At 66.9% G+C, this 26,102-nt stretch carries 21 protein-coding genes and 1 pseudogene; 12 read left to right on the top strand and 10 right to left on the bottom strand.

What is annotated here, in order from left to right; translation table 11 throughout:
• Positions 1 to 256 precede the first annotated feature (256 nt).
• From EV645_RS28335 to EV645_RS28350, 4 genes are all read right to left on the bottom strand, one after another.
• Entirely contained in the window at positions 257 to 2,590 is a 2,334-nt protein-coding gene (locus tag EV645_RS28335; RefSeq protein WP_242000713.1) for an arylsulfatase, read from the bottom strand.
• A 522-nt stretch (positions 2,591 to 3,112) separates the two neighbouring features.
• Positions 3,113 to 4,287 (bottom strand): IS3 family transposase gene (locus tag EV645_RS28340; protein ID WP_130447052.1). Its coding sequence is split into 2 segments (ribosomal slippage): positions 3,113 to 3,991 and positions 3,994 to 4,287, totalling 1,173 coding nucleotides; the frame shifts between segments, so codons are not numbered across the junction.
• Between the two features lie 72 nt (positions 4,288 to 4,359).
• The gene (locus EV645_RS28345) at positions 4,360 to 5,148 is read right to left on the bottom strand and encodes a bestrophin-like domain (protein ID WP_130447053.1); all 789 of its coding nucleotides are present in this window, start codon (positions 5,146 to 5,148) and stop codon (positions 4,360 to 4,362) included.
• A 366-nt stretch (positions 5,149 to 5,514) separates the two neighbouring features.
• A complete protein-coding gene (locus tag EV645_RS28350; protein ID WP_198681894.1) occupies positions 5,515 to 6,114 on the bottom strand; it encodes a hypothetical protein in 600 nt (199 codons plus the stop codon).
• 812 nt (positions 6,115 to 6,926) lie between these two features.
• Here EV645_RS28350 and EV645_RS42915 point away from each other — a divergent pair.
• The 3 genes and pseudogenes from EV645_RS42915 to EV645_RS28365 form a co-directional block, all read left to right on the top strand.
• Positions 6,927 to 7,196 (top strand): annotated as a pseudogene (locus EV645_RS42915) (helix-turn-helix domain-containing protein); the annotation flags it as partial.
• Positions 7,197 to 7,355: 159 nt separating this feature from the next.
• Positions 7,356 to 8,273, top strand: coding sequence for a bestrophin-like domain (locus EV645_RS43555; RefSeq protein WP_479684500.1), 918 nt, complete (start codon positions 7,356 to 7,358; stop codon positions 8,271 to 8,273).
• 828 nt (positions 8,274 to 9,101) lie between these two features.
• The gene (locus EV645_RS28365) at positions 9,102 to 9,539 is read left to right on the top strand and encodes a hypothetical protein (protein ID WP_130447057.1); all 438 of its coding nucleotides are present in this window, start codon (positions 9,102 to 9,104) and stop codon (positions 9,537 to 9,539) included.
• 370 nt (positions 9,540 to 9,909) lie between these two features.
• Here EV645_RS28365 and EV645_RS28370 read toward each other — a convergent pair whose 3' ends face one another.
• On the bottom strand, positions 9,910 to 11,634 hold the full coding sequence (locus tag EV645_RS28370; RefSeq protein WP_130447058.1) for a S8 family serine peptidase: 1,725 nt from the start codon (positions 11,632 to 11,634) through the stop codon (positions 9,910 to 9,912).
• 351 nt (positions 11,635 to 11,985) lie between these two features.
• On the opposite strand from EV645_RS28370, the gene EV645_RS28375 reads away from it, so the two are divergent.
• From EV645_RS28375 to EV645_RS28385, 3 genes are all read left to right on the top strand, one after another.
• Positions 11,986 to 12,210 (top strand): DUF6458 family protein, encoded by a 225-nt coding sequence (locus tag EV645_RS28375; RefSeq protein WP_130447059.1) that lies wholly within the window; start codon positions 11,986 to 11,988, stop codon positions 12,208 to 12,210.
• A gap of 355 nt (positions 12,211 to 12,565) precedes the next feature.
• Entirely contained in the window at positions 12,566 to 13,450 is an 885-nt protein-coding gene (locus EV645_RS28380) for a transcriptional regulator (RefSeq protein WP_242000740.1), read from the top strand.
• A gap of 66 nt (positions 13,451 to 13,516) precedes the next feature.
• A complete protein-coding gene (locus EV645_RS28385; protein WP_130447061.1) occupies positions 13,517 to 14,257 on the top strand; it encodes a hypothetical protein in 741 nt (246 codons plus the stop codon).
• A 9-nt stretch (positions 14,258 to 14,266) separates the two neighbouring features.
• Here the strand turns inward: EV645_RS28385 and EV645_RS28390 are convergent, their stop codons facing one another.
• Positions 14,267 to 14,698: a MarR family winged helix-turn-helix transcriptional regulator gene (locus EV645_RS28390; RefSeq protein WP_130447062.1), complete on the bottom strand. Its 432-nt coding sequence runs from the start codon at positions 14,696 to 14,698 to the stop codon at positions 14,267 to 14,269.
• A gap of 102 nt (positions 14,699 to 14,800) precedes the next feature.
• Between EV645_RS28390 and EV645_RS28395 the strand changes: the two genes are divergently transcribed.
• The 3 genes from EV645_RS28395 (at position 14,801) to EV645_RS28405 (ending at position 17,014) form a co-directional block, all read left to right on the top strand.
• The gene (locus EV645_RS28395) at positions 14,801 to 15,244 is read left to right on the top strand and encodes an OsmC family peroxiredoxin (RefSeq protein ID WP_130447063.1); all 444 of its coding nucleotides are present in this window, start codon (positions 14,801 to 14,803) and stop codon (positions 15,242 to 15,244) included.
• Positions 15,245 to 15,543: 299 nt separating this feature from the next.
• On the top strand, positions 15,544 to 16,026 hold the full coding sequence (locus EV645_RS28400; RefSeq protein ID WP_242000714.1) for a mycothiol transferase: 483 nt from the start codon (positions 15,544 to 15,546) through the stop codon (positions 16,024 to 16,026).
• A gap of 55 nt (positions 16,027 to 16,081) precedes the next feature.
• Positions 16,082 to 17,014: a phosphotransferase enzyme family protein gene (locus EV645_RS28405; protein ID WP_198681895.1), complete on the top strand. Its 933-nt coding sequence runs from the start codon at positions 16,082 to 16,084 to the stop codon at positions 17,012 to 17,014.
• On the opposite strand, the gene EV645_RS28410 is transcribed toward EV645_RS28405, so the two are convergent.
• Positions 17,011 to 18,129, bottom strand: a complete 1,119-nt coding sequence (locus EV645_RS28410; RefSeq protein WP_130447065.1) for an FAD-dependent oxidoreductase — start codon at positions 18,127 to 18,129, stop codon at positions 17,011 to 17,013. The genes EV645_RS28405 and EV645_RS28410 overlap by 4 nt on opposite strands.
• 90 nt (positions 18,130 to 18,219) lie before the next feature.
• Between EV645_RS28410 and EV645_RS28415 the strand changes: the two genes are divergently transcribed.
• Complete coding sequence (locus EV645_RS28415; RefSeq protein ID WP_130447066.1) at positions 18,220 to 18,822, top strand: TetR/AcrR family transcriptional regulator; 603 nt, start codon at positions 18,220 to 18,222, stop codon at positions 18,820 to 18,822.
• Here EV645_RS28415 and dnaG read toward each other — a convergent pair.
• A complete protein-coding gene (gene dnaG, locus EV645_RS28420; RefSeq protein ID WP_130447067.1) occupies positions 18,819 to 20,774 on the bottom strand; it encodes a DNA primase in 1,956 nt (651 codons plus the stop codon). The genes EV645_RS28415 and dnaG overlap by 4 nt on opposite strands.
• Before the next feature lie 40 nt (positions 20,775 to 20,814).
• Here dnaG and EV645_RS28425 point away from each other — a divergent pair, with 40 nt between their 5' ends.
• Positions 20,815 to 21,657, top strand: a complete 843-nt coding sequence (locus EV645_RS28425; protein ID WP_130447068.1) for a TolB family protein — start codon at positions 20,815 to 20,817, stop codon at positions 21,655 to 21,657.
• 26 nt (positions 21,658 to 21,683) lie between these two features.
• On the opposite strand, the gene EV645_RS28430 is transcribed toward EV645_RS28425, so the two are convergent.
• On the bottom strand, positions 21,684 to 22,928 hold the full coding sequence (locus tag EV645_RS28430; protein ID WP_130447069.1) for an NAD(P)/FAD-dependent oxidoreductase: 1,245 nt from the start codon (positions 22,926 to 22,928) through the stop codon (positions 21,684 to 21,686).
• A 96-nt stretch (positions 22,929 to 23,024) separates the two neighbouring features.
• Here EV645_RS28430 and EV645_RS28435 point away from each other — a divergent pair, with 96 nt between their 5' ends.
• On the top strand, positions 23,025 to 24,908 hold the full coding sequence (locus EV645_RS28435) for a sialidase family protein (RefSeq protein ID WP_198681896.1): 1,884 nt from the start codon (positions 23,025 to 23,027) through the stop codon (positions 24,906 to 24,908).
• On the opposite strand, the gene EV645_RS28440 is transcribed toward EV645_RS28435, so the two are convergent.
• The gene (locus EV645_RS28440) at positions 24,858 to 26,099 is read right to left on the bottom strand and encodes a deoxyguanosinetriphosphate triphosphohydrolase (protein WP_130447070.1); all 1,242 of its coding nucleotides are present in this window, start codon (positions 26,097 to 26,099) and stop codon (positions 24,858 to 24,860) included. The two genes, EV645_RS28435 and EV645_RS28440, sit on opposite strands and share 51 nt — an antisense overlap.
• Between the last annotated feature and the right edge of the window lie 3 nt (positions 26,100 to 26,102).

Here is a 26,102-nt window from a genome sequence, read left to right on the forward strand (position 1 = left end):
TGGAGATGCCGGTGAAATTGAAGGGGCTCCGCGTATTCCGGTGTGACCCGGGGAACCGACGTGCTGGGCGGGTCGCTTCGACCGCCCACAACCGGCGCCAACGAACCGTATCAGCGCGGCTGAGGCTCAGCTCTGGCGCACTGTTGGCGTCATTGGCGCTCCCAGTCAACGGTGTACAGCGAGTGTGGCTCCAGCTGGCGGAACTGGCTGGGGCTGACTGCGTGACGCAGTACGCCGTGCGCCGCGCGGTGTCGGGCTACTCTCGCGACATCATCGCGACGGCTTCGCGCTCCAGGTCTACGTAGGGGTCGCCGCTGACGTCGACGGCTACGCGCTTGATCGTGCCGCCGGTGAACGACCAGGGTGCTTCGCCTGGGTAGTCCTGGGTTACCGGGTCGCTGCTGTCGCGTCCGACGCACAGGCCGTCGCCGGCGATTGAGAACTTGCCCGGCTGGGTCTGGATACGGCCCTCGCCGACCTTGACGTCGCCGTGGAAGAGCGACAGTGTTCCGACCGCGACGCCGGGCGGATCCTCACTTGTCTTTTCGAAGGCGGCGGACAGGATCAGGTCCTCGCCCGTCGGCAGTTCTTCGTCCGCGACGATCTTCTGTTCCAGGCTGCCCACGAAGCTGTAGACGTAGTGCAATCGGTTGTTCTTGACGTAGAGGGAGTGGCCGCCGAACCGCGAGCCGTGTGCGAACAGAACGCCCTGAGTCCCCGGCGCGGGGATGTCGACGACCGCGGCGACCGCGTAGGAGCGGTTGCGGATGTTGACCGCCTGCGACTCTGGCACCTCGGCGACGCCCGGGTAGTAGATGTAGCGGTTGCGCGGCAGTGACAGAACCGGTCGCGGCGTCGTGAGCAACTCCAGGGCGGAGCGGTCGTCGAGCGGGAAGGCGGCGTTGGCGCCGGCCTCGGCGTACCAGAGATTAATCATCTCGTGTAAGCGTGCGGGCTCCTCGGCGGCCAGGTCATGCACCTCGGAGCGATCGACGTCCGTGTGGTAGAGCTCCCACGTGTCCTCGGCGAAGCTAGCCCAGCCACTGAGCGTGGGGTGGGTCGTGACGGCCTTCCAGCCCTGGTGCCAGATGCTGCGGGAGCCGAGCATCGAGTAAAATTGGGTTTGGCGTGCACTGGGCAGCGGTGCGGCGTCGAAGCTGTACCGCATGCTGAGGCCGTCGAAGTGGCTCTGCTGGTGTCCGGCGATCGTCGCGGGTGCCTCGACGCCGAGCACGTCAAGGATCGTCGGGACGATGTCGACTGCGTGGTGGTACTGCTCGCGGAGCTCGCCTTTGGCCTCGATACCCTGCGGCCAGGAGATGATGCACGGGTCCGCCGAGCCGCCCTCGAACTCGTACCGCTTCCACATCTTGAACGGCGAGTTGAACGCCATCGCCCAGCCGTTCGGGTAGTGGTTGTAGGTCGCCGGGCTGCCGAGCTCGTCGAGCTTCGCCAGGTTCTCCTGGAGGTCGTCCGGGATCCCGTTGGCCACCTTGTTCTCGTTGACCGACCCGTTGGGGCCGCCCTCGCCGCTGGCGCCGTTGTCGGACACCACGAGGATCATCGTGTTCTCGCGCTGACCTGTCTCCTCGAGGTAGTCCAGCAACCGGCCGATCTGGTCGTCGATGTGCGCCAGGAAGCCGGCGTATACCTCGGCCATACGGCTGAACAGCCGCTGCTCCTCGCCCGACAGCGAGTCCCACGGCCGTGTGTAGTCCAGCGTCGGGAACGACGCACCGTTCGGGCCGGTGCGGGTCTCGGGTGTCCCGATCGGATTCAGCGGCGGCAGCTCGGTGTTCTCCGGGACAAGCCCCATTGCCTTCTGACGGGCAAGGGTCTGCTCACGCAGGACCTCATAGCCCATGTCGAAGCGCCCCTGGAAGCGATCGATCCACTGCTTGGGCGCGTGGTGCGGGGCGTGACAGGCGCCCGGGGCGTAGTAGAGGAAGAACGGCTTGTCCGGGGCCATCACCTTCGCGTCCTTGATGAAGTCCAGCGCCTTGTCGGTGAGGTCCTCGCTCAGGTGGTACCCCTCCGCGGGCGAGCGCGGCGGGTCGACGGGATGGTTGTCGTAGACCAGATCCGGATACCACTGGTTGGTCTCGGCTCCCAGGAAACCGTAGAAGCGATCGAAGCCCCGGCCCGTCGGCCAGTTGCGCCGCGAGGAGGCCAGATTCATCTCGGCTTCCGGGCACAGATGCCACTTGCCGACCATGTACGTGTTCCAGCCCTCGGCTCCGAGGATCTCCTGGATCTGGCCATTCTCGGGCGGAATCACCCCGTTGGCGTTGGGGAACCCGCTGGCGCACTCGGTGATGCACGCCATGCCGTTCCGGGTGTGGTTGCGGCCGGTCAGCAGACAAGAGCGCGTCGGCGAGCACAGCGCCGTAGTGTGCCACTGCGTGAACCGCACACCGGCGCCGGCGATCCGTTCGATGTTCGGTGTCTCGATGGGACCGCCATAGCACCCCATCGCGGAGAACCCCACATCGTCGAGCACGATGTACACCACGCTCGGCGCTCCGTCGGGCGCCTTCGGCGGCTCAAAAGGCGACCAGTCCGGCACCGAATCACGGATGTCAGTGTTCACAACGCCCCTGAAAGACTTGCCCATGACCGGCTCCCCTGAATGGACGGGCCCCGGCGCGCAACATCGCTCCCCGGGCTGTCCCAGCGAGACTGGTCCATCGGCCCCCGCCGTGCCTCCCCCTCAGCGGATGAGCGGCGGACCGCAGAGCACCTCACCTGGCAAAAAGGCGCACGCACAGTGGACTGGAGAGCACATTGACCGCCCGGACGTCCACCGACTCCCGGCTCTCGGCTCTTCACGTCGAGGATGACTGAAGCGGCCTGTCATCGGCATGTGCGTGTGTTGGCCGGCACCCCAGGGTCGCCAGGGTTCCGGCGCCGGTCACGCATCTGCTGGCGGATCCCTGTGCTGGGTGGTCTGCCCGGCAAGCCAAGCAATGCGACAGCCGAGGTTCTCATTGCGAGGAGGACCGTCAGCGCCTCATGCAGCCTCTACCAGCGCTTATGCTTGCAATCGGCTCGCACCACGCCACATCAATCATCATTGATCAGGGTCTGCTGCACGAGTAGGTGACAGTTTCGGTCACGCGGCCTGACTGGCCGGTGTGGTCATGATTGTTTCGTATTCGATGGGGGTCAACCGGCCGAGGGCGGCTTGGCGTCTGCGGCGGTGGTAGGTCCGTTCGATCCAGCCCACGATCGCGATCCGGAGCTCGTCACGGGTGGACCAGGTCCGCCGGTCGAGAACATTCTTCTGCAGCAGCGCGAAGAAGCTTTCCATGGCCGCGTTGTCTCCGGCCGCGCCGACTCGGCCCATCGATCCTGCGAGGCCGTGGCGTGCGAGTGCGTGCACGAACTTCCTGGACCGAAATTGCGATCCGCGGTCGGTGTGCAGAACGCAGCCTGTGACCTCATCGCGGCGGGCGACGGCGTTGTTGAGCGCGGCCACGGCGAGGCGGGATTTCATCCTGGAATCGATGGAGTAGCCCACGATCCGGTTGGAGTAGACGTCCTTGACCGCGCACAGGTACAGGTTGCCCTCGCCTGTGCGGTGTTCGGTGATGTCGGCCAGCCACAGCTGATTCGGGTTCTGTGCGGTGAGGTCACGGCGGACGAGGTCGTCGTGGACCGGCGGGCCGGGCTTCTTGCCGTTCTTGCCGCGTCTCTTGCCGAACACGCTCCACCAGCCCATGGACGAACAGAGCCGCCACGCAGTCCGATCGGCCATCGACACGCCCGCGTCGCGGGCTTCGTCGACCAGGAACCGGTAGCCGAACTCCGGGTCGTCGCGGTGCGCGTCGAACAAGGCGTTGGCGCGGTAGGCCTGCTCGAGCTCGGTAGCGGTGACCGGCTGGGCCAGCCACCGGTAGTACGGCTGGCGAGCGATCTTCAGTACCCGGCACGTCACCGCCACCGGAACCCCGGCGGCGGCCAGCTCGCTCACGAGCGGGTAGAGCCTTTTCCCGGAAGATGCGCCTGCGACAGGTACGCCGCCGCACGGCGCAGCACCTCGTTCTCCTGCTCCAGCAGCTTGATCCGCCGCCGGGCCTCGCGCAGCTCGGCCGACTCACCACGAGACACACCCGGCCCGCCACTCTTGACGCCGTCGTCGACCTCGGCCTGACGCAGCCACTTGAACAACGTCATCGGATGAACCCCGAAGTCCTCGGCGATCTGCTCAACCGTCACTCCGGGTCCCCGATCGCGAGCCACGCGAACCACGTCGTCACGGAACTCGCGGGGATAGGGCTTTGGCACAGCAACATCCTTCCAGGCCACCTCTCGGCAAGCCATCTCAGATGTCACCTATCCGTGCAGCAGTCCCGGCGCCTACTGCGGGTTCCCGCGGGCGTCGCAGGGAGGAGACACGTTCTGGTTGGCCACCACAAGCTCCTCGTCGATGATCTGCAACGTTCGCTGCATGGCCACGGGCCGAAGGCCACCGAAGCCCTCATGGAATGGCTGGTTGAGCGCGCCCAGCAGCAAGAGCAGCGATGTGACGACGGAGGCCACCGTGCCCACGAGAAGGGCCTGGACCACTGGCCGTTCGCCGCTGTCGGCGAAGAAGAGCATGTACAAGAGAATGAGACCTGACACGAAGAACAGCACCACCCACAGCGGGGCCGGGATCACTCCGACGGCCCCGTGTAAGCGGTCGCTGCGGGCCTCCTCGCGAGTCTGTCGCTGACTCAGCCAGATGTCGAAGGCGGACTGCTCGGTCGCATTGCTCGGCTTGACCGTCTGCAGCGTCTGGAACATCTCGCCGGCCCAGGGATTCAGCTCCTCGCCCAGCGTGCCGGCCTGCATCCGGTCCCACTGGACTCCGGCCACCGAGCGGGCGTAGCAGACGAGTTCATTGGTCAGCTCCGTGCGGGCAGGTTCCGGAAAGAACTGTGCGGTCTCGACCTGCTGGGAGACGATCAGCGCCTCCCGCTCCGCCCCCGTGCGGGCGGTGTCGTAGCTGGTGAAGGCCAAGAACACAACGAAACCCGACAGGACTGCGAAACCGGTGGCCAGTACGCCGAACACGCCTGCCGCGCGGTCCCCGTCGTGGAAGAAACTACCGTCCGGCGCATGACGGCGCACAACCAGCATGCCCGCGATGGCCAGGACGGTCACCGCGACAACGATGAGGATGGAGGCGAGAACGTTCGTGCGACCAGTCAAGCCCGCAACGGCAGAAATCGCCTCATCTGATTGGGGTGATGCAGATCGCCGAAACCTGCGCGCCGCCTCGTCCGATAAGCAGCGTGTGAGGAGGATCCGCACGCAGACGATTCTGCCCCCGAAGTACGCACCCTCCTGACCTGCAGCCGCTCGACCGGGGCGGTCGCAGATCGTCTTCCCATTCCGCGCGATGTGTCACTGTCGCGACCGCGTCACCGGCATCGTCCACAGGGTGACGGTGGACGTCAGCGGCGACCCCTCATCGAGGACCCGAGTCCGAACTACGAGCTCACATGGCGTTGCGGTAGTGGGACGCCATCATGACGGGGGGTCCGTCTGTTCAGCGGCGACTTCACGGATTGGCGGGCGGGTGAAGAGAATTACCACGCTGACGAGGAGAACCCAAGCGGGAAAGGCTAGTTGGGTCCATCGGTGTTCACCGGCGGCCACCAGCAGCACCACCGCGACAAGATAGCCGAGGATTGCCACCCATCGGGGGAACGCTGAAGTGCGCAGACCCACGGTACTCACCGAGAGCGTGAACACTGCGGCCATGCGCATGGCGTAGACGGAAATGAGCGCCTGCGTGCTGGTGCGGCCGTACGCCCAGACGTCGGCGTTGACGTCCGATCCCGCGAGCATCGCCGTCATGCTGGACGCCGTGACGGCGCCAATGAAGAGCATGGCCAGGAAGAGAAGCCCACTGCCTAGGAAGACGGTGGAGAAGAGCCGGTCCTCGACGTCACCGAGCTGATCACGAACGACGCCGATGAACCACAGAAAGGCGATTCCGGCAAACGGCACGAGGTGGAGACTGATCCGGATCAGCCTTCGTCGCGCTGGGTCGGATTCCAGCGACTGAAGGCTGTCCGCGGAAAGTGCGACGCGGAGCATCGTCAACGCTGCCAGGAGCAGCACTCCGAACACGATCCCTGCGACGGCTGCCGACCGTCGACTTCGCCAGAATCGTGCCTCCAGCCTCGGCGCCCTGGCGTTCATATCGGGCCTGCCTGTGCAGTCTGCAGCGAGGCTTCGTGAAGCCCATCGAGCCAAGCAAACCCACGTGACCGAACCATGTGCCCCCCGTTCGCCAAGCTACGCCGAAGCGGCCTCCAGAGGCAACGGGCCCGCCGATGTCCGGCCGACGGGGAGACGGGCGGTTGCTCGTCCGGCCGAGCGACGTCCCGACGTGCGGGTCGGGCGTGATCGGTGATCAGCCAGGTCCGGCCCGCACCGGCTGAGTCATACCCTGCGGGTGATGCCAGGCGGACTCCGGTGCTGGCAACGTCGAAGTCATGTCCAGCATCTGGCTTGCCGTGACGATCGCCGTCAGCGTTCGCGGCCGCGACATAGCGACCCACAGGCTGTTCGGATGGGCTGCCCCGAGGCTTTTCCGGCCGTCGACGGCGGGCATTCCGGCCGCCGTTCCACGCTCGCGGCCAACGTGGATCCATCGCGGCGTGCCATGGTTCATGCCATGAAATCGTGTCGAATAGAGTGGACTGAGTCGGCTAGCGGGGTAGGAATCCGAACTCCCGGAGCCTGAAGTTGGCCAGCCTGGTACGTGGCGTGGCCCTCATAATCCCTGGGTCACGGCTTCGAGTCCCGTCCGCCCTACCCAGAAACTGTATGAGTCCAGGTCATCCTTGACAGGTTGGCTCGGGCTCTTGCTTTACGTGGCTCCGGTAGATGCTTGACGGTGGCTTCGGTTGTTTCTTGACACTCGACTCATGTTGCAGGAGTTGAGCGTGCAGGAGCAGAAGTACCAGGCGGTACTCGCGGTGCTGTCCGATGGGCGGTCGGTGAGCGAGGTAGCCGAGCAGTGGGGCGTGTCGCGCCAGTCGGTGCATGCCTGGCCGCGGCGTTACGAAGACGAGGGCCTGGCCGGGTTGGCACCGCGGTCGCGCCGGCCGGCGTCGTGCCCGCATCAGCTCGGCGGGATCGTCGAGGCCAGGATCTTGGAGCTGCGCCGGGTGCATCCCGGCTGGGGCCCGCACCGCGGCATGGGAGGAAGACCAGGACTGGGGCTCGTTCCTGTCGACGAAGACCACGACAGGAATCCGCCGCGGAGAGATGTGCGCACTGCGCTGGACCGACCGAAAAGCAGGGAAGGCGCGACTTGCGTCGTGCCTCAGCCATCACCCTCACCTTCTCAGGGGATGTCTCCACGCTACGAGGGGAAACTCAGGCCAGCAGAGGTTATCCGGCTCGGAGGATGTGGCGGCGCACGCGCCGGGGCGACAATCAAGGCCACGCGTCCAGCGCGGCTGCCTTGTTTGGGGGTCTATATGTTTTTCGCCCTTTCCAGCCTGGTGCTTGGTGTCGTTCTGTTTGTGATCGTGCTGGGATCGTGCGCTATCGGTGTGCTGGTCGGGCGTCGGTTGCACGGTCGCCACGAGACGTGGCGGGAGCCGATCGGAGTCGTGCAGGCGGCGTTGCTGGGGTTCGTGGCGCTCATCCTCGCCTTCGGATTGACGATGGCGGTGGGTCGGTACGAGACCCGGCGGGTCGAGCTGGTGAAGGAGACGAACGCGATCGGTACGACCTATCTCCGGGCGCAGACGTTGTCGGAGCCCGTCCGTAGCCAGTCGCTGGAGTTGCTGAAGCGCTACACCGATGTGGAGATCCGTCTGTCGACCACGCGGCCTGGCTCCGCCGAGGCACGGCGCGTCGTGGCGAACGGCGGGGCCATCCAGCGTGAACTGTGGGCGCTCGCCGCAGACTCGCTGCGGGAGGCCCCCGATGCCAGCGCTCCACGCCTGTACGCCGACAGTCTGAACTCGATGATCGACAGCCAGACCTCGCGTGTCGCAGCACTCGGCAACCGTGTGCCCACAACGGTCCTGGTCCTCGAGGTGGTCGGCGCATCGGTGGCGTTGGGACTGCTTGGCCTCTACCTCACTGTGCTCGGCCGTGGCCTGCTACCAATCATGCTCGCCGCCGTGTTCGTCTCGCTCCTGCTGCTGGTCACCTTCGACCTCGACCGGCCGACCCGTGGCCTCATCACGGTCCCGTACATGCCATTGGTGGACCTGCGGGCGTCGATGGACTTGCCGCCCGCGGCCGGTGGCGGCTAGGAGCGTTATGTCGGTGTCTCGCCGGTGGAGAATGTCGATGTGAGAATTGAGTTCACTCGACTGCGCTGACCTGGACTGCATGACCAGGTTCTGCGGACGCCGTCGGGTTGTCGTGCTTGGCGTTGTCGAAGGCCGGACGTCTCGCTGCGTGGGCACGTTCGCCTCTTCACTTGGGGGCGAGTCCGGGAGGTTCGGAGCGGGACCAATCCGCTCGGGCTCACTGGCGGGCCATCGCCACCCGCAGCGGTGTCCGAACCGATTTCGGTGGTCAGTCACGCGAGGAAGATCATCCGGCGACAACGCCGGTCACTCTGATCCACAGGCGGTAACCCCCGCGCCGTCTCTGCCCGCCGTGCGGGCGCGTCATGCCGAACGGATGATCCCGCCCGGGCCCACGAGCCGCAACGGACCGGCCCCGTCCATCCGCCGGACAAGCGCATCTGCCGCCTTCGCGATCGCTCGCCGGAGCAGACGCTCGAGCAGCCGGCCCGTGCCGGGCGCACTGGCTCGGAAAGCGGCATCCCGGTGAATCCCCCGGAAGCATTAACTCGGCGACCGCCCGGTCGAACCCGGCCGAGCCGCCGAGGTAGGCGGCCAGGGCAATGCGGTCGCCGGGGCGACCGCCGGCCCGGTATCGGCCGGACACGACGACCTCGGCGCGGTCGATGCTGTGGGAGCCAGCCGCCCCCGAACGACCGACTCTTGCCCTCTGGCCGATTCTGCTCAAGCCAGGGAGCGGAGCCATCGGTGTTCCCTCCGAACGCGCCGGCCCTGAGCATACGATGCACTCGGCCGTGCTGTGGTGGTCGTCGAGAGGAACGGAGTGAGATGAGCGCCCAATTTCGGGAGCAGCTGGGCACTGTCGAGGACCGCCTGTTCTCCACGGTGTTCCTGGGCAGCGGTCTGCTCTTCCTGGCGATGCTTTTCGTAGGCGCAGTCACCACGACCAGCATGATGGAGATGCTCGCGGGAGCCAACGTCAACCCCGATGTCTGGGCCTTCGGTCGCGGCAGCACGCAGACACTCATCCCGGTCTATGCCATGCGGATGGCTGCGGTATTCACCCTCTCGGTCAGCACAGTCGGGCTTCGCACGGCGGCCGTTCCCCGGTGGGTCGCGGTCCTCGGCTACCTCGTCGCGCTGGTACTGCTATTGGCGGCCGGTGAACACCGATGGACTCAGCTGCTCTTCCCCGCCTGGGTCCTGTTGGTCAGCGTGGTCATCCTTGTCACCCGCCCGCCGATCCGTGACGGCGGCACGGGATAAGAGTCCGCGGAAATGCGTCGAACTGTGCCGTGATCTTCCCCGCGAGGATGACCGGCTCTTCGTACGTGGGGGCGGCGTGAGCGACTTGCGCGGGTGAGCTGAGGCTGGGTGGGGTCGAGGCCCTCCAGGGTTGGTTGGGTCGGGCTGCATGTGATCGCGGTCGAACGCGACGACGGCGGAGGCGGGCTCACCGTGACGGTGGAGTTCGCCAGCGGGCTCGATGGGCTGCCAGACCTGGGAGCACCGGCTGACGTCGAGTCCCGTCCGCCCTACTCCGGAAACGGCAGGCCGTGCCCTGCGACGGCGGCCGCAGTACCTCTGCTGTTGAGGCCGGCGCCGGAAACCTTGGGTTCCGGCGCCGGACTGTTGGTTAGTGTCCTCGGGCGACCTTTGTGGCGTTGAGGAGGCCGTCGCCGAAGAAGCCGTTGTTCGTCGGTGTGCCTTCGCAGGTCTGGGTGGACGTTACGGTCAGGAAGGAGCCGTCGGGTTGCAGGACTTGGCGCGTGTAGGTGAACGCCGCCGGGGTCGGGCACGGCGTGTTGGTTGCCGTGCCGCGCAGTAGCTGCTCTACGGCGGCTGGCGAAGCCTTCAGGCCGCCGTTGGTGTGGTCGCGGGTGCCGAGGCGGCCGACTGCGAGTGCGGCGACGCCGGCGGCGTGCGGGGACGCCATAGAGGTGCCTTGGAGGTACTGGTAGTAGGCGCAGACGTTCTTGTGGCAGCTCTCGACGACGCTGGGCGTGTTCGGCGTGCCGTCGGGATTGAGCTGACCGCGCTCCTCGGCGAGGTGCTTCGGGTACGCGGCGAGGATGGCCTTCGTGATGTCGCGCTTGTTGTCAGCGGTGTCGTATACGTCCCCGCCAGGTGCGGACACGTCGGCGTAGCCGTTGCCGAAGTCCGAGTAGTAGGCCTTGCGCTTGGAGATGCCGGTGCTCGTCACCGAGAGGACATGGTTGCCCTCTGACGGCATCGAGGTACACGAGGGCGGGATTGTCCGCTCGTACGGCGCTTCACCGGGCACGGCGGCGAAGTCCGGGCTCGAGGCGTCGACGATCGTCTTGCTGTAGTCACTCGCGCCGTTGCCCGCCGCCGCGACCAGCGTGACGCCATGGTTGTAGGCATAGTCGAGCGCCCGCTGCATCGCCGTCACGACAGTTCGCTGCTCGGCCTGGAACTCGGGCGAATCGGCCGGATTGTCGGCGCAGTTGAACAGCCACGGATCGACGTAGAAGCTCATGTTCACGACGTCGATGCCGTGATCGCCGGCGTAGGTCAGCGCATCGACCGTGGGCTGCAGGAAGAAGAAGCCCGAATCCTGTCCGGCCCGCAGGTTGACGATCGTCGCCTTGGGCGCGATGCCCGCGATGCCGAGCTTGTTGACCGGCGACGCGATCTCGGACGCGACGTGCGTACCGTGACCGTTGTCGTCCTCGTCGGCCGGGTCGACGCAGCTCGGGTGTTCGCACGGCCCGTCGACTATCGCGCCGTTCGCGTCGACCGGGATGTCTGTCGTGAAGTTGCGGCTCAGCGCCTTGTCGAAGTTCTTGGCGATGTCGGGATGGGTGCCGTCGACGCCGGTGTCGATGATGCCGACCCGTACGCCGTTGCCCTGCTCGTAGCGCTGGGAGCCGTCGGCGGTGGCGCCGATCTGCTGCATGTCCCATTGCAGCCCGGCCAGCGGCTCTTGCTTCTTCCCGTTCTTCGCCTTCTCACTGCCTGCTTTTGCACCTTTGAGGTCGGTCTGTGCGGGGTCGAGCTTCACGCTCGGCTGCCCAACAGCCGCGCCGTCGTCAGGCGCGTGGCCGATGACCGTGCTTCGCGCCACGCCCGCGATCGCGGACGAGGCGTCTGCAGCCGCCTGGAAACTCGCACTCTTGGTGGTGACGGTGGCGACTCCGATCGCCGTGTTCTCGCTGAGCAGCGTGCCGCCGGCGGCGGCTATCGCGGCATGCGCGGCGTCAGCGGAGCCGCCCTGGGCGTAAAGGACGACGAACTGCCGCTCTTGGCCGCTGGTCGCCGTACCGGGACTGGCTGCGACCCACAGCAGCCCGGCGACGCTCCCTGCCACGACGGCTGCGCGCGTGACGTACCTGAACATTGGACCCCTCCCTCGAACATCCAACTACAGCGAGCGAAACTCGCTGACTGGTCGTCGGAACTGCGCGAGCGCGACATACCCGGAGCCGGGGCACGGCCAGTTGAACTGGACGATCGAAAACCTGCTCACAATTCCCCCTTGTCCCGGCCAACAGCCGGAAAACAACCCCCGGCGCCATCACAGCGCCCCACAACCCCACCTGCCTTAATACCACTGAACAGACAGGGTCAAACAGCCCGTACGCGGTGCCCTGCGGCCGTTTCGCCGGTGGTTCGGTCGGGCACAGCGGGCAGGAGCGATGGCCCGGACGCGCGAACGCCCCCGGGTGAAGCGCACTTGAGGAGGCATGTGATGGGTATCGGTGCGGGAATCTTCCTGCTGGCGGTAGGCGGAGTCCTGGCATTCGGGGTGTCCGACCGGATCAGTGGAGTGGACCTGACGATGATCGGCTACATCCTGATGGGCGCCGGCGCGCTCGGGCTGGTACTGACGATCTTCCTGACCAGCCGCTCCCGGTCCAGCCAGACCGTGATCCGCGAAGAGCGCGTGGAGCGCCCCCGCGATCCGCGGCTCTGACCTCACTATCCAGCGCTCCCTGGCACCACGGTGCCAGGGAGCGCTCTCGTTCCCGAGGTGTGGAGTTGAGGTGAGACGGACGCCGTTCCCGGTACTGCGGTAGCGCCCTGCCTCGTGATTCGTGAGACCGCGTCGGGGGTGGGAGACGGGCTCGGGTTCGCGATCCGGGTGTGACGCGTGCCGGAGGTGATGTTGCTCTGGCGTCGGTAGATCGGACAGATGCGGGACGACACTTGGGGCATTTCCGCAGGTCAGAGGCTTGTGACTGCTGTGTAGGCACCGGCTGGTGCCAGGTGGGGATGTGGTCTGGATCTCGTTGTTTGGAGGGGCTATCGTCTAGACCAACATCGTGCATATGCACGTGCATTTGCAGGTGCACCGGAGGTCGGCTGTGGCAGCTCCCCAGTTCGGGTCTGATGAATGGCGTGTTGAGTACTACCGCCATGAGTTCGCTTACCTGCTGAGATCCGTGCGCAGGCGGGCCGGGAAGACGGTTCGGCAGATTGCTGAGAGCGGCAACTACTCTCATCCGCATATTGCGCGGTCGCTCACCGGGGCGCGGTTTCCGAACTGGAAGTTGGTGCGGGCGATTCTGGATGCCTGCGGCGTTGGCGGGGATCAGCTCAGGTGTTGGCTGCGGCTATGGAAGACCGTTAGCGCCACCCAAGCGCGGACGCACGTGGCCGAGCGGCGTACGTGGGTGGAGATCGAGCGGGAGTGGGGCATTCGGAGGGCGGCGCTTCGGGAGCCGGATGCGACGTTGCAGCAGATCCAGCAGGTGGCGAGTCTCGAGCAGTTGGGACGAGTGCTCAAGACAGTCAGCGCGCGGCAGGGTTCTGGATCACTTCGGCGGCTTGAGGAACTCAGCGGCGTCTCGAGGTCGACGTTGCACGGGTGGTACGCCGGTCAGCGAAAGCCCACGGCCGAGCGGCTGCACCAGCTTGCCGTTGCACTCGAGATGACGCACGCGGAGCAGATCGCACTCGACCAGTGCCTTGCCCGGATCTCGCCTCTGCGACGACGCCGCGAGCCGGAGCGAGCTGCGGCGTGTACAGCCAATAACCCGTCGATCGGGCAGCAGTGCAGGTTGCCCAGGGATCATCGGGGACCCCATCACGCCGCTGTCGGCGAACCATGGTTCGACGACGGGGTGCTTGACGGCGGCCGCCGTGGCAGAGAGGCGGAATCGCAGCCCGAGGCCCGGCCCACGGCGCGGGTGCACTTCGGCCCAGGTTGGTAGCCGGCGCAGTCGGTGGTGAGCAGTGCGCAGGACGGAACCAGTACCCGCAGAGGATCCAAGAAGGCTATGGGTAACGCGAACAACCCCGCAGGCCGGTTGCACACCGTTCTGACCGCCTACCGCGCCGCCGCGCACACCAACTCGACGATGCACGCCACCTGGGCGGCGGTCCTCGGCGTACCCGAAGGGCAGGTGCCGGTAGCCCTTGCCGAGGTCGCCGCGCTCATTCCCGAGATTCATCGTCTTGTCGTCCAGTGCGGAGCGTCCGAACAGATCGAGCTCTTCGATGCCTTCGGGCGGCAGTGGGCCGTGCCGATCATGAGCGAGCACCATCCACGACAGACTCCGAGCCCGGGCGCGGATGCCGTTGACCCGAACGCGCTCGCTGTCCTCGGAGGCCTGTCGGCGTACCTGTCTACCTGTGCACCCGAGGGCGTACTCCCGGATCCCGAGCGAGTGGCTGACCTCAAAGCGGCAGTGAGCGAACTTCTCGATGAGCTGGCCGACGAGGACTCGCTGCCCACAGATCTGCGGTCCGCGATCAACGCGCGGCTGCACGACATCATCTGGGCGATGGACCATGTCCGCATCGGCGGACCGGGAGCTGTCAAGCAAGCCATGGAGCGTCTACTCGGCCAGATCACCATCTCGCTGCACACCGCGCCCGATGCGCGCGACTCCGGGTTCCTGAAGAAGGTGATGAAGACGATCTCGTGCGTCTGGGTCGCCTACAAAGCCGGCCCGCAGGTCCACGCCGCGCTCGAAGGCTGGCAAGACATCCTCAAGCAGTTGCCCCCGGGGCACTGAGCCCGAGGGTCAGGAATTGTCGAGGTGGTCGGCCAGGTGGTGGAGGGTGGATTGGAGGCGGCGGACTTGCGGCTCGGTTAGGCCTAGGGAATCGCCTATGTGGCATTGGGCCTCATGGAGGACCGGCTTGAGGGACTCGCCGGCGGGAGTTAGGGCGACGGTTACCGAGCGGGCGTCTGTTGGGGAGCGGTCGAGGGTTAGTACGCCGCGGTCGGCCAAGCGGCGGAGTAGTGGGGTGAGGGTGCCGTGGTCCAGGCGGGTGGCTCGGGCTATGTCGCCGATCGAGCAGGGGCCTACGCGGGTCAAGGTGACCAGGACCAGGTACTGCGGGTAGGTCAGGCCGTGGGGTTCGAGGACCGGGCGGTAGAGGGCGGTGACTATCCGGGACAGCGAGTACAGGTCGAAGCAGAGCAGGTCGTCTAGGACCCGGGTCTCGGTCATGGCTTGCTCCTGTGGTCGGCGTCTCACCCGTTGGGGACTTGACGGCAGGATATCTTGTGCACAAATATCTTGTACACAAGACAACTTCTGAAGGAGATCGCAATGCCGACTCGTACCGCGCGGACCGCTTGGAACGGCACTCTGGAGCAGGGCTCGGGGCAGGTGGAGCTGAGCAGCTCGAAGGTCGGGACGTACGACGTTTCGTTCCCGAAGCGCGCCGCTGACGACGCGGGCGGCGCCACCAGCCCGGAGGAGCTCATCGCGGCTGCCCACACGGCGTGCTACGCAATGTCGTTGAGTGCGGAGATCGCTCAGCGGGGCGGCACGCCGCGGGCGCACGAAGTACGGGCTGACGTGACGCTCGGCCCGGACCAGGCGAACGGTGGCTTCAAGCTCACCGGTATCAAGCTGACGGTTCGCGCTGAGGTTGACGGTCTGGACGAGGCCGGCTTCGCGGAGGCAGCGCAGGCCGCCAAGGCGAACTGCCCGATCAGCAAGGCGCTGGCCGGCGTCGACATCACACTCGACGCGGAGCTCGAGAGCTGACGCTCCCCCAGAACGCCCGCAAACGAACGCACTGCCCGGAGCCCACTGCTCTCCGGGCAGTGCTGATTTACCTGATGGGCGGCGGGTTTGCGATGTTCCGGACACCTGTGGGGACGATGGAGTCGGTGGGCGGCATACCTGTTTGGCCGGACGGCCGCAATCGGTCCTGCTCCATCGGCGGAGGTTGGGGCGCGGGCTGGACCACTGGGTGCGGCATGCTGGGGGCCCGGCTTGGAGGAGGAGTTGTGGACTGGCGGGAGTTGCCGATTGTTGAGTGTCTGCGTGGGGATGAAGTGGAGATGCTGCAGTTCGCGCTGGACAGGGTGCGGAGGCAGTTTGCTTGGAAGACCGGTGGGCTTGGGGCGGAGCAGTTGCGTCGGCGGCATGTGCCGTCGGCGATGACGCTGGCTGGGCTGGTGAAGCACATGGCGTTTGTCGAGGACGGGTTCACGGCTCGGGCTGCGGAGCAGCCGCTCGCGGCGCCTTGGGATGGCAGGAGCTGGGTCGAGAACGATCGGTGGGGTTGGGAATCGGCGGTCACCGACGACCCGGACGAGCTGTACGGGCTTTGGTACGGCGCTACCGCGCGTTCTCGCGCCGCTTGGGCGGAGCTGAGTGCGGACGGCGGCCTCGACGTGATCATCCCGGACCCGGATCCGAGGTGGTCGTCGAACCGGCGGCGGATTCTCATCGACCTGCTCGAGGAGTACCTGAAGCACACCGGGCACGCGGACGTGCTGCGCGAAGCGGTCGATGGTGTGACGGGCAACGATCCTGAGTGAGGCGGAGAGGATCGCTGACGCCTTGGCGCGGTCGTACGGTGTGCACGCTGTCGAGGTGACCAAGATTCAGGCGGGTACGGCGACGATCAACCTCCGCGTCGTTGACGATGTCGGACAGAGATGGTTCGCGAAGGTGTATCGCGGGGAGCTCGAGCGTGAACGTGCGGCGATCGAGCTGGCGGAGTTTGCCAGGCAAGGCGGCGTACCGGTGCCTGAGGTACGGCGGACTCTCGATGGCGAGCTGATCGATGAGCGCGCGCCGATGTCGTTGTGGGAGTTCGTGGACGGCGAGACGGCGGAGGGTGGGATCTCAGGCGCGCGATGGTCGGCGGTCGGGACTGTGTTGGGCAGGCTGCATCGGCGGTTGGCGGAACATCCGGCCGCGGCCCCGACAGTGCGTGCAGCCCTAGGAGTGCGGGATATCCGGCAGTCGCGCGAGCAGTTCGATCGAGTGATCGGCGCGTATGCGCGGCGGACGGCCCTTGGCCCGTTCGAGAGCTGGGCTTTGGAAGCAGCCAAGGAACGGCGCGCGTTGCTCGGGAAAGCCGCGGCGATCCTGGCCGGGCTGCCTGAGCTGACCGTGCAGGTTGTGCACGGGGACTTGGCGTCGCCAAATTTGATGATGCGCGGGGACGAGGTCGGTGCGGTGATCGACTTCCAGCCGCCGCGTCCGCGCTTCACTGCCTGGGAGATCGCGCGGATCGGGTGCGACCCGCGGACCCTCCTGCTCGGCGACGAGTGGATCGACGGACTACAAGAACTGCTGGTTGCCTATCGCGAAGAGCACCCAGCAGCGCGACTGGACGATCTGGTGTCCACGGTCGCCGTCGGGTGCGCCTACACATTGGGCTCGACATACCCGCTCGCAGAACCGCTCGACGATCCCGAAGCAGTCACACCGGCGCTCGAGCTCTACGCGCGGGCCCGCCACCAGACTGCGCTGGTGATGTTGGAGCGGCTTCCGGAAGTGCGGGACCGGCTCAGCTAGACCGGGATCGACACTCGGAACAGGCGTTCGGCGTTGTGGAGGGACTCGGTTACGACTGCTTGGCCGTTGGTGATCACGTCTTGTTGGTACGACGCTAGGTCCTCGCCGGAGGTCAGCGCCTTCGTGAGGCGGGCGGCGTCCCAGAGGGCCGTGTTGGCGCCTGCGCCGGCGGCCGGTGTCATCGGGTGTACGGCGTCGCCGAGCAACGTCACGCGCTCCGACGACCACGATGGCACCTCGATGCAGGTCCGCAGTGTGATGGGGAACGCCGCATCAACCTGGCCCGCATCGATCAACGAACGAATCGCCGGATGCCAGGAAGCTACCGATCGCGTCACGATGTCCCAGAGGTCGGCCCGGCTCATCGTGAAGAGCTCGTCGTCTGATGCGCCGAGCACCTCGTTGGTCCCCGTGAGGACTGCCATCAGATAGTCGCCGTACTCCGTCGGCGGCTCGCGGAACACGACCGGGCCGAAGGCCACGCCCGTCCCCGCGCCGTCGCTCGCGAAGCAGAACCCTCGTAGGAACGCCGGCGGCGCGATCGAGCGGACGGCCTTTGTCAAAGGAACCTTTCCGTAGATGCAGCGCACCCCGATGTCCACCACCTCGTGCTCCGGCAGCAGATGCCCGCGCACTCGCGAGCCCACTCCATCAGCACCGACCAGCACGTCGGCGACCGCAGAAGTCCCGTCTGCAAAGGAGATCTCGACCCCGTCCGGCGTCTCGACGTACGACTCGAACTGCTTGCCGAACTCGAGCACGTCGTCGAGACCGGTCATCAACGCCCGCCGGAACGCATACCTGTCCACCGACGTCACCGCGTCCGGCCCCGCGACCGGGAACTCCTGCTCGAACTGCACATTCAATTGAGCGTCGAACCCCGCCACGAGATCGCCCGGCCGAGTCGCGGTCGCGATCACGCGACGTCGCACGGCATCCGGCAGGACCGCGGCCAGCGCCTCCTCCCCCACCGGGCTGATGTGGATCCGGTACCCCTGATTGCGGTGCCTCGGTGAGGGGTCGCGCTCGAACACTTTCACGTCCACGCCTGCCTTGAGCAGTCCCTGCGCCAGTGCGAGTCCACCGATGCCGGCACCCATGATCGCAACCTTCATCGCCGTCTCCAATCATCCGTAGATCAAACTCTATCATCCGCGTGGTTGATTAAGTTAGCACACCGGATGGCTGTCCGCTAGGATGGTTTCGTGCGGAGATCACCGGGACCCGACGAGCGGCAGCGGGACGCCGAGCGCACCAGGCAGCAGTTGCTGGACGCGGCGGTGATCGAGTTCGGCGCGCACGGATTCGGCGGTGCGCGGGTCAGCGAGATCGCTGCTAGGGCAGGGGTTAACAAGCAGCTGATCTCGTACTACTTCGGCGGCAAGGAAGGGCTCTACAAAGCAGTCGCCGATCGCTGGCGGGCGGGCGAGCCGGAGATCGCCGCGGACGCGGAGTCCCTTGGTGAGGTGGTCGCGGCCTACGCTCGCACGTCGATCGCGCAGCCTGACCTGCTGCGCCTACTCGTGCGCGAGGCTGTCGATCGCGACACCAGCGCGCTCGATCCGGAGGGACAGCGGGCCCGGTTCCAGAGCATGCTCGACGACTTCCGGCAACGGCAGACGGACGGTGAGCTGGCGGCCAACCTTGACGCGGCGTACACGGGGCTCGCGCTCTTCGGGCTGGCCGCGGCGCCGGTGGTGTTTCCGCAGATCGCGAGGGCGCTCGGTCTTGATCCGGACAGCGAGGAGTTCGCGGCGAAGTACGCCGAGGAGACGACGCGGCTCGTGGAGCACCTCAAAGAGGATTAGATCGCTCCGGAGATCGCGCGGTTGCGGAGTTCGGCCTTGTAGGCCTCGAGGGCGATGAGTTCGCCGAACATTCGGTTGTACTCGTCCGGACGGTCGATCGGGTTCGTGCGTTGCAGCTTGGATTTCAGGTCCTGGATGCGGCGGGCGCAGGTCAGTTCCTGCAGTCGCGCCAGCAAGGCCTGCGCGTACTGCTCGTCCGGCTCGCGGCCGAGGCGTAGCGGGTCGACGGCCAGTGCACCGACGACTGCGGCGGCCGGATCGTTGCCGATGGCATCGCGTACGGCGACGACCCAGGCCTCCGCTGCGGGTGCCGCGGCGGGGCCGCCGGCCTTTGCCATCGCGGTGCGGATCGCGGCCAGCCAGGGGTGGGTGAAGTCGTGGTCGTCGAGCTCGTCGAAGGCGACGCCGACCAGGTTCGGGTGCTGCATCGCGACCTTCAGGGCGTCCCACTCGATCACGTACCGCTGGTCACGCGGGGAGGGCACATCTGCGCGGCGAGGCTGCTGCGGCGCACCAACCGGCTGCCCATGCTGGGCGGCAGCCGCGCTCGCAGTCTGGTCAGGCTGTCCAGAACCCGGCCGCCCGGACTGCCCAGACTGTCCAGGAGCTGCCCCCTGCCGAGCGGCAGCGCGATAAACCTCCGAGCGCACCTGATCCTCGTCCATCCCCAGGTGCCCGGCGAGCTCCCGGGTGAATGCGTCCACCTTCGACCGGTCGCGAATGCTGATCACCAGCCGGGCCGCATCGCGCAGCGCGTCGACCCGCGTGTCCGCGCGATCCAGGTCGTACTTCGACAGCACATTCGCGAGCACGAACCGGTACAGCGGGACGCGTCGCCCGATCAGCTCACGGACCGCCGCATCCCCCTTCTCCAGCCGCAGATCACACGGGTCGAGACCGTCCGGCTCGACCGCGACGTACGTCTGCGCCGCGAACGCCTGGTCCCCCGCGAACGCCTTCAACGCGGCCCGCTGACCGGCCTCGTCACCGTCGAAGGTGAAGATCACTTCGCCGCGGAACTGATCATGGTCCAGCAAGAGCTGTCGCAGCACCCGCGCGTGGTCGTCGCCGAACGCCGTACCGCAGGTGGCGACCGCGGTCTGCACTCCGGCCAGATGGCACGCCATCACGTCGGTGTAGCCCTCGACGACCACGGCCTGCCGGCCCTTGGCGATCTCGCGCCGGGCGAGATCCACGCCGTACAGGACCTTGGACTTCTTGTAGATCGGCGTCTCAGGCGTGTTCAGGTACTTCGCTTCGATCCGGTCGTCGTCGAACAGCCGTCGCGCGCCGAACCCGATCACGTCCGACGACGCGTCCCGGATCGGCCACATCAGCCGGCCGCGGAACCGGTCGTACAGCCCGCGCTGCCCATCGGCCGACAAACCCGACGCGACCAGCTCGGCGTTCGTGAAACCGCGACCGCGCAGGTAATTGGTCAGTACGTCGCCACCGCGCGGCGAGAACCCCACCCCGAAGTGAACAGCGGCGTCCTTGTCGAAGCCGCGCTTGTCCAGGAACTGCCGTCCCGGCGCTGCCTCGGCCGCACCGAACAGCTGGTCGACGTAGAACTCGGCGGCGACCTTGTGCGCCTCGACGAGCCGCGGCCGCTGGTTGCCCGGGCCACGCTGCACCGGGGCGCCGGAGTCCTCGTAACGCAGCTGGATGCCGACCTTCGACGCCAGCGTCTCGACCGCTTCACTGAAGGTGATCTGGTCGATCTTCTGGATGAAGTCGATGACGTCGCCGCCTTCTTGGCAGCCGAAGCAGTAGAAGAACCCGCGGGCCGGGGTCACGTTGAACGACGGCGACTTCTCGTCGTGGAACGGGCACAGCCCCTTCAGGTTGCCACCGCCGGCGTTCTTCAAGGTCACATACGAACCCACGACGTCGTCGATGCGGGCCCGCTCGCGCACCAGCGCGATGTCCTCTTCCTTGATCCGGCCTGCCACCCCGCGAGTCTAGCTGGACCGATCACATAGGTTTGCGGGTATGCCACGAACTCTTCGCCCCGGTCAGCGGTCCGAGTTGTACGTCGTCGATGTGACGAGCGGGGAGCACCGCCTGGTGTTCAGCTCGTCGGACATCCTCTTCGAGGCGCCGAACTGGACGCCGGACGGCATGCTGATCGTCAACGGCAACGGGAAGCTGTTCCGGGTGAACGACGGTCTCGAGGAGATCGAGCTCGGCGGGGTCCCCGACATCAACAACGACCACGTGGTCAGCCCGGACGGGCGGACGGTCTATGTATCCGCGGACGACGGCCACCTGTACGCCGTGCCGATCGAAGGCGGAGCCGGGCGCCGCGTGACGAACGATCATGGACCGGGCTTCCACCACTACTTGCACGGGGTCTCGCCGGATGGTGAGACGTTGGCGTACATCGGGCTCGAGAACCGGGACGGCCGGCGGATCACCAACGTGTGGACGATTCCCAGCGCCGGCGGCGCGGACGTCCAGGTGACCGACGACGAGTTCGCCGACGACGGGTCGGAGTACGGCCCGGACGGCGAGTGGATCTACTTCAACTCCGAGCGCGCCGGGCAGGCGCAACTGTTCCGGATCAAGGGCGACACGGTCGAGCAGTTGACGGACGACGAGCGCGTCAACTGGTTCCCGCACCCGGCCCCGGACGGCTCGGCGATCGCGTACGTGAGCTTCCCGCCCGGCACCCAGGGCCATCCCGCCGACATCGACGACGTACGGCTGCGGCTGCTCACGAAGGACGGCGAAGTACGCGAACTCACGAAGCTGTTCGGCGGCCAGGGCACGATGAACGTCCCGAGCTGGTCGCCGGACAGCACGCAGTTCGCGTACGTCACCTACCCGATCTAGACCGAGTCAGACCGAGTTAGACCCAGTTAGACGTTGGACAGCTCGACCGAGGTGTCGGCCAGGCGGGCCGGGTCGACCTGCTTGCCGGAGCGGATGAGCTCGCGGACCGCGTCGAGTCCGGTGTCCCACAGGTTGACGTGCATGCCGGCCAGCACCCGGTGGTCGTCGTCGAGCCAGAAGACCATGTAGGCGCCGGACTTCGGGTCACCGCGGAACACGACCTGGTACGACGCACCGCGCGGGATGTCGCCGGCGTACTCCATGCCGAGGTCGAACTGGTCGGTGAAGAAGTACGGGATCGAGTCGTACGCCACGTCCTTGCCGACCATCGCCGTCGCGACCGCCTTGCCGGAATCCTTCGCGTTCTGCCAGTGCTCGACGCGGACCGGGCGGCCGTACTTCGGGTGGTCCCACCGGGCCACGTCACCGGCGGCGAACACGTCCGCGGCCGACGTCTGCAGGTTGGCGCCCGTCACGATGCCGGCGCCGTTGTCCGGCGTCGCGACCTCGATCCCGGCCTCCTCGGCGAGCTCGGTGTTCGGGCGGACGCCGACACCGACGACCACCAGGTCGGCCGGAAGCACCTCGCCGCCGGACAGACGGACACCGGTCACCTTGTCGGTTCCCTCGAAGCCCTCGACCCCGGTCCCGAACCGGAACTGCACGCCGTGCTGCCGCTGGAAGTCGGCGAACACCTCGCCGACCTCTTCACCCATCACGGATGCCAGCGCGGTGGACTGCGGCTCGACCACTGTCACCTCAGAGCCCCGCTCGCGTGCGGCCGACGCCGCCTCCAGCCCGATCCAGCCCGCACCGACCACGACAACGCGCGGCTTCGCGGCGTACGCGTCGGTCAGCGCCTGGGACTCCTCCGCCGTCCGCAGGTAGCACACGCCGGGCAGGTCTGCGCCCGGGACGTTGAGCTTGCGGACCCGGCTGCCGGTCGCGATCAGCAGCTTGCTGTACGACACCTGCGAGCCGTCGTCGAGCGTGACCGAGTGGGCGGCCGGGTCGATCGCGGTGACCGTCGTCCCGAGGCGCAGGTCGATCTTGTTGTCCTCGTACCACTGCTGGTCGTGCAGCTGAGCGGACTCGGTGCCCTTCTTCGCGAGCAGCACGTCCTTCGACAGGGGCGGTCGCTCGTACGGCAGGGACTGCTCACTGCCGATCAGCAGGACACCGCCGGTCCAGCCTTCCGCCCGAAGGGCCTCGGCTGCGGTCGCTCCAGCGAGACTCGCGCCGACAATCACCATCTGCTCTGCATCAGCCATAGGAAGACCCTAGTCCTCGCCGACCTCTTGTAAAAGCAGGACCGGTTGGCTAATTTGTCGCAGGACATCAGACGTCCTATGTCCTCCGGGAGAGTCATGCGCGTACTCGTACCGGCCCGCCTCGTGGCCGCCGCCCTACTGATGTTCGGAACTCTCACAGCTCCACCCGCAGCTGCGTCCGGCGAAGCACCCTTCGTCGACGACAGCGTGCTGTTCCAGCAGAAGACCGAGGGGTATTCGTGTTTCCGGATCCCCGCCGTGGTCCACGCGACCGACGGAGAAGTGCTCGCGTTCGCCGAAGGCCGAGTCGCGGACTGCGGTGACGACGGCGACATCGACATCGTGCTCAAGCGATCCTCGGACGGAGGGAAGACCTGGGGTCCGCTGCAGGTGGTCTCCGAAGGCAACGGGAGTACGCACGGCAACCCGGTGCCGATCGTCGATCAGAAGACCGGCCGGATCGTGCTCGTCACCACGCACAACGGCCCGGATCCGTGCACGAACGGCTGCGACCGCGACCCGTACGTCCAGACCAGCGACGACTTCGGCGCGACCTGGACCGCGCCGCGTGAGTTGACCGACGCGAAGCTGCCGAGCTGGAACTTCTGGTACGCGACCGGCCCGATGCACGGGATCCAGCTCGAGCACGGACCGCACGCCGGCCGGCTGATCGTTGGCGCGACCTACGAGTCGTACGACGGCGTCGGCAAGCACGTCTACGGCGGCCATCTCATCTACAGCGACGACTCCGGTGAGACCTGGCACATCGGCGCGACCATGGCCCGCGACGACGGCAAGGTGATTGTCGGCGAGATCACCGTGGTCGAGCTGACCGACGGCCGGATCTATGCGCTGGCACGTGAACGCGGTACCGATCCGGGCAACCGGGCGTACGCGATCAGCAGCGACGGCGGCGCGACGTTCGACGCACCGTTCAAGACGATCCCGCAGCTGGTGATGCCCGACGTACAGGGCTCACTGCTGCGGTTCAGCGCGCGGAACGAGGGCGATCGGCAGAACCGGATCCTGTTCTCGGCGCCGGCGCATCCGGCCGCGCGCGAGGTGATGACGGTGCGATCGTCGTACGACGAGGCGCGGTCGTTCGGCACGTGGCAACAGGGCAAGGTCTTCTATTGGGGCCCATCGGCGTACTCCGACATGGTGCGGCTGGACGGGGATCAGGCCGGGCTGCTGTACGAGGCCGGCGTCGCGAGCCCGTACGAGACGATCCGCTGGGCACGGTTCAACGAGGCGTACCTGTCGACGCCGAACGGTACGCCGCCGGGCATTCCCGGTCCGCCCGCACCGGGTCCGAAGACGGCTGATGTGGGGCCGGCGCACAATCCGGCGTACGTCCGCGGCGGGGCGACTGTTGCCGCGGGCAAGTTCGGGAACGGGCTGGCGATGGACGGCGTGGACGACTACGTCGAGGTGCCGTTCGACCGGTCGATCGATCTCGGGGCGGACGACTTCACGATGATGACGTGGATCAAGTACGGCGCGACGACCGGGTCACACGCGATCCTGTGGGCCTATCGCACCGGTTCCGGGACGACACCGCAGGTCTGGTTGCGGGCGGAGCCGGAGAGCAATCGCATCCGCGCGCTGCTGGCGGTGGACCGCTACAACGTGACGGTGCAGTCCACGTCGGCGTACAACGATGATCAGTGGCATCACGTCGTACTCCAACGGGTGAAAGGGAAGCTGCGGTTGCTGGTCGACGGGGTCGAGGTCGGCTCGGCGACGGCGCCTGCCGGTTCGGTCACGGCGGGCAAGGAGTTCGGCGTGCAAGGCATTCACGTCGGGCAGCGGGTCGACGGCGCCAACCGCTTCCAGGGCACGCTCGACGAGGTGCGTGTGTATCGGCGCGCGTTGTCGGATGTGGAACTGCAACAGATCCGCGAGACCAACAAGCCGATCCGCTCGCAGCTAGGGCTGGACCTTCCCCTCGACCAGGTGGGCATGCCAGGCCAGAGCTGACGGGTCGGTGAGGGACGCGACCTGGTCGACGACAACGCGCAGCCGGGCGTTGTCGTCGGCCACGTCCGCGAAGTCCGACTGGAACGGGAGGTCGAGGTTGCGCGGAGCTGTCTTCCACAAGGCCTCGACCAGCTCGGTGAGCAGCTCGCGCTGGGTCGCGCGGCGGGCCTGGCGTTCGCGTGAGTCGAGGACGTGGAACATACCCACGCCTTTGAGCAGACCGATCTCGGTGCGGATGCCGTCGGGGACGATCAGGTCGGCCTCGTAGCGGATCAGCCGGGAGCGGCCGAACACGGCGTGGGTGGCCTGCTCGGCAGCGGTGGCGAAGCGGCCGATGAGCTGGCTGGTGAGGTCCTTCAAACCGCCGAGCGCACGCCGGCTGTCGTCGAAGGTCGAGCCGGGCCAGTAGTTCAGCGAGGTCAGCCGGGCCCAGCCCTCGTCCAGCTCCGCATCGGTTGCCTCCGGCAAATACATCTGCCGGACGGTCTGCCAGTACGGCGCTCGGTCCGCGTCGACCGCGGCGAGATCGAGATGATGAGCGACGATCGCGTCCTCGACATCGTGCACGGAGTACGCGACGTCGTCGGCGAAGTCCATCACCTGCGCCTCCAGGCAGCGCCGCTCCCCCACGCCCGGGCGCAACCAGGTGAAAACGGCGAGATCGTCGTCGTACACCCCGAACTTCCGCTCGCCGGGGCGGCGCGGCCACGGGTACTTCGTCGCGGCGTCGAGGGTCGCGCGGCTCAGATTCAGCCCGACGCTGCGGCCCTGGGCGTCGAAGGTCTTCGACTCCAGGCGGGTCAGCAATCGCAGCGTTTGTGCGTTGCCCTCGAAGCCGCCGATGTCCGTCGCGACCTGGTCGAGCGCGCGCTCGCCGTTGTGACCGAACGGCGGATGCCCGAGATCGTGTGACAGGCAGGCCGCGTCCACGATGTCCGGATCGCAGCCGAGCGTCGCCGCGAGCTCGCGGCCGATCTGCGCGACCTCGAGACTGTGGGTCAGCCGGTTGCGGGTGAAGTCGTCGCTGCCGGCCGTGACCACCTGCGTCTTGGCCGCCAGCCGCCGCAGCGCCGCACTGTGCAGCACGCGCGCGCGATCGCGCGCGAACGCCGTCCGCCCCGGTCGCTTGACCGGCTCGGCAACCCAGCGCTCCGCGTCGTGCTCGTCGTACCCCTCATGCTGCTTCCTCATTAC

It is taken from the genome of Kribbella rubisoli, assembly GCF_004217145.1.
Taxonomy (GTDB): Bacteria; Actinomycetota; Actinomycetes; order Propionibacteriales; family Kribbellaceae; genus Kribbella; species Kribbella rubisoli.

Excerpts from the sequence above, each read along its gene's own strand:
- EV645_RS43555 (WP_479684500.1), top strand. The coding sequence starts at position 7,356 with ATGTCTCCACGCTACGAGGGGAAACTCAGGCCAGCAGAGGTTATCCGG.
- EV645_RS28365 (WP_130447057.1), top strand. The coding sequence starts at position 9,102 with ATGAGCGCCCAATTTCGGGAGCAGCTGGGCACTGTCGAGGACCGCCTG.
- EV645_RS28370 (WP_130447058.1), bottom strand. The coding sequence starts at position 11,634 with ATGTTCAGGTACGTCACGCGCGCAGCCGTCGTGGCAGGGAGCGTCGCC.
- EV645_RS28375 (WP_130447059.1), top strand. The coding sequence starts at position 11,986 with ATGGGTATCGGTGCGGGAATCTTCCTGCTGGCGGTAGGCGGAGTCCTG.
- EV645_RS28380 (WP_242000740.1), top strand. The coding sequence starts at position 12,566 with ATGCACGTGCATTTGCAGGTGCACCGGAGGTCGGCTGTGGCAGCTCCC.
- EV645_RS28385 (WP_130447061.1), top strand. The coding sequence starts at position 13,517 with ATGGGTAACGCGAACAACCCCGCAGGCCGGTTGCACACCGTTCTGACC.
- EV645_RS28390 (WP_130447062.1), bottom strand. The coding sequence starts at position 14,698 with ATGACCGAGACCCGGGTCCTAGACGACCTGCTCTGCTTCGACCTGTAC.
- EV645_RS28395 (WP_130447063.1), top strand. The coding sequence starts at position 14,801 with ATGCCGACTCGTACCGCGCGGACCGCTTGGAACGGCACTCTGGAGCAG.
- EV645_RS28400 (WP_242000714.1), top strand. The coding sequence starts at position 15,544 with ATGCTGCAGTTCGCGCTGGACAGGGTGCGGAGGCAGTTTGCTTGGAAG.
- EV645_RS28410 (WP_130447065.1), bottom strand. The coding sequence starts at position 18,129 with ATGAAGGTTGCGATCATGGGTGCCGGCATCGGTGGACTCGCACTGGCG.
- EV645_RS28425 (WP_130447068.1), top strand. The coding sequence starts at position 20,815 with ATGCCACGAACTCTTCGCCCCGGTCAGCGGTCCGAGTTGTACGTCGTC.
- EV645_RS28430 (WP_130447069.1), bottom strand. The coding sequence starts at position 22,928 with ATGGCTGATGCAGAGCAGATGGTGATTGTCGGCGCGAGTCTCGCTGGA.
- EV645_RS28435 (WP_198681896.1), top strand. The coding sequence starts at position 23,025 with ATGCGCGTACTCGTACCGGCCCGCCTCGTGGCCGCCGCCCTACTGATG.
- EV645_RS28440 (WP_130447070.1), bottom strand. The coding sequence starts at position 26,099 with ATGAGGAAGCAGCATGAGGGGTACGACGAGCACGACGCGGAGCGCTGG.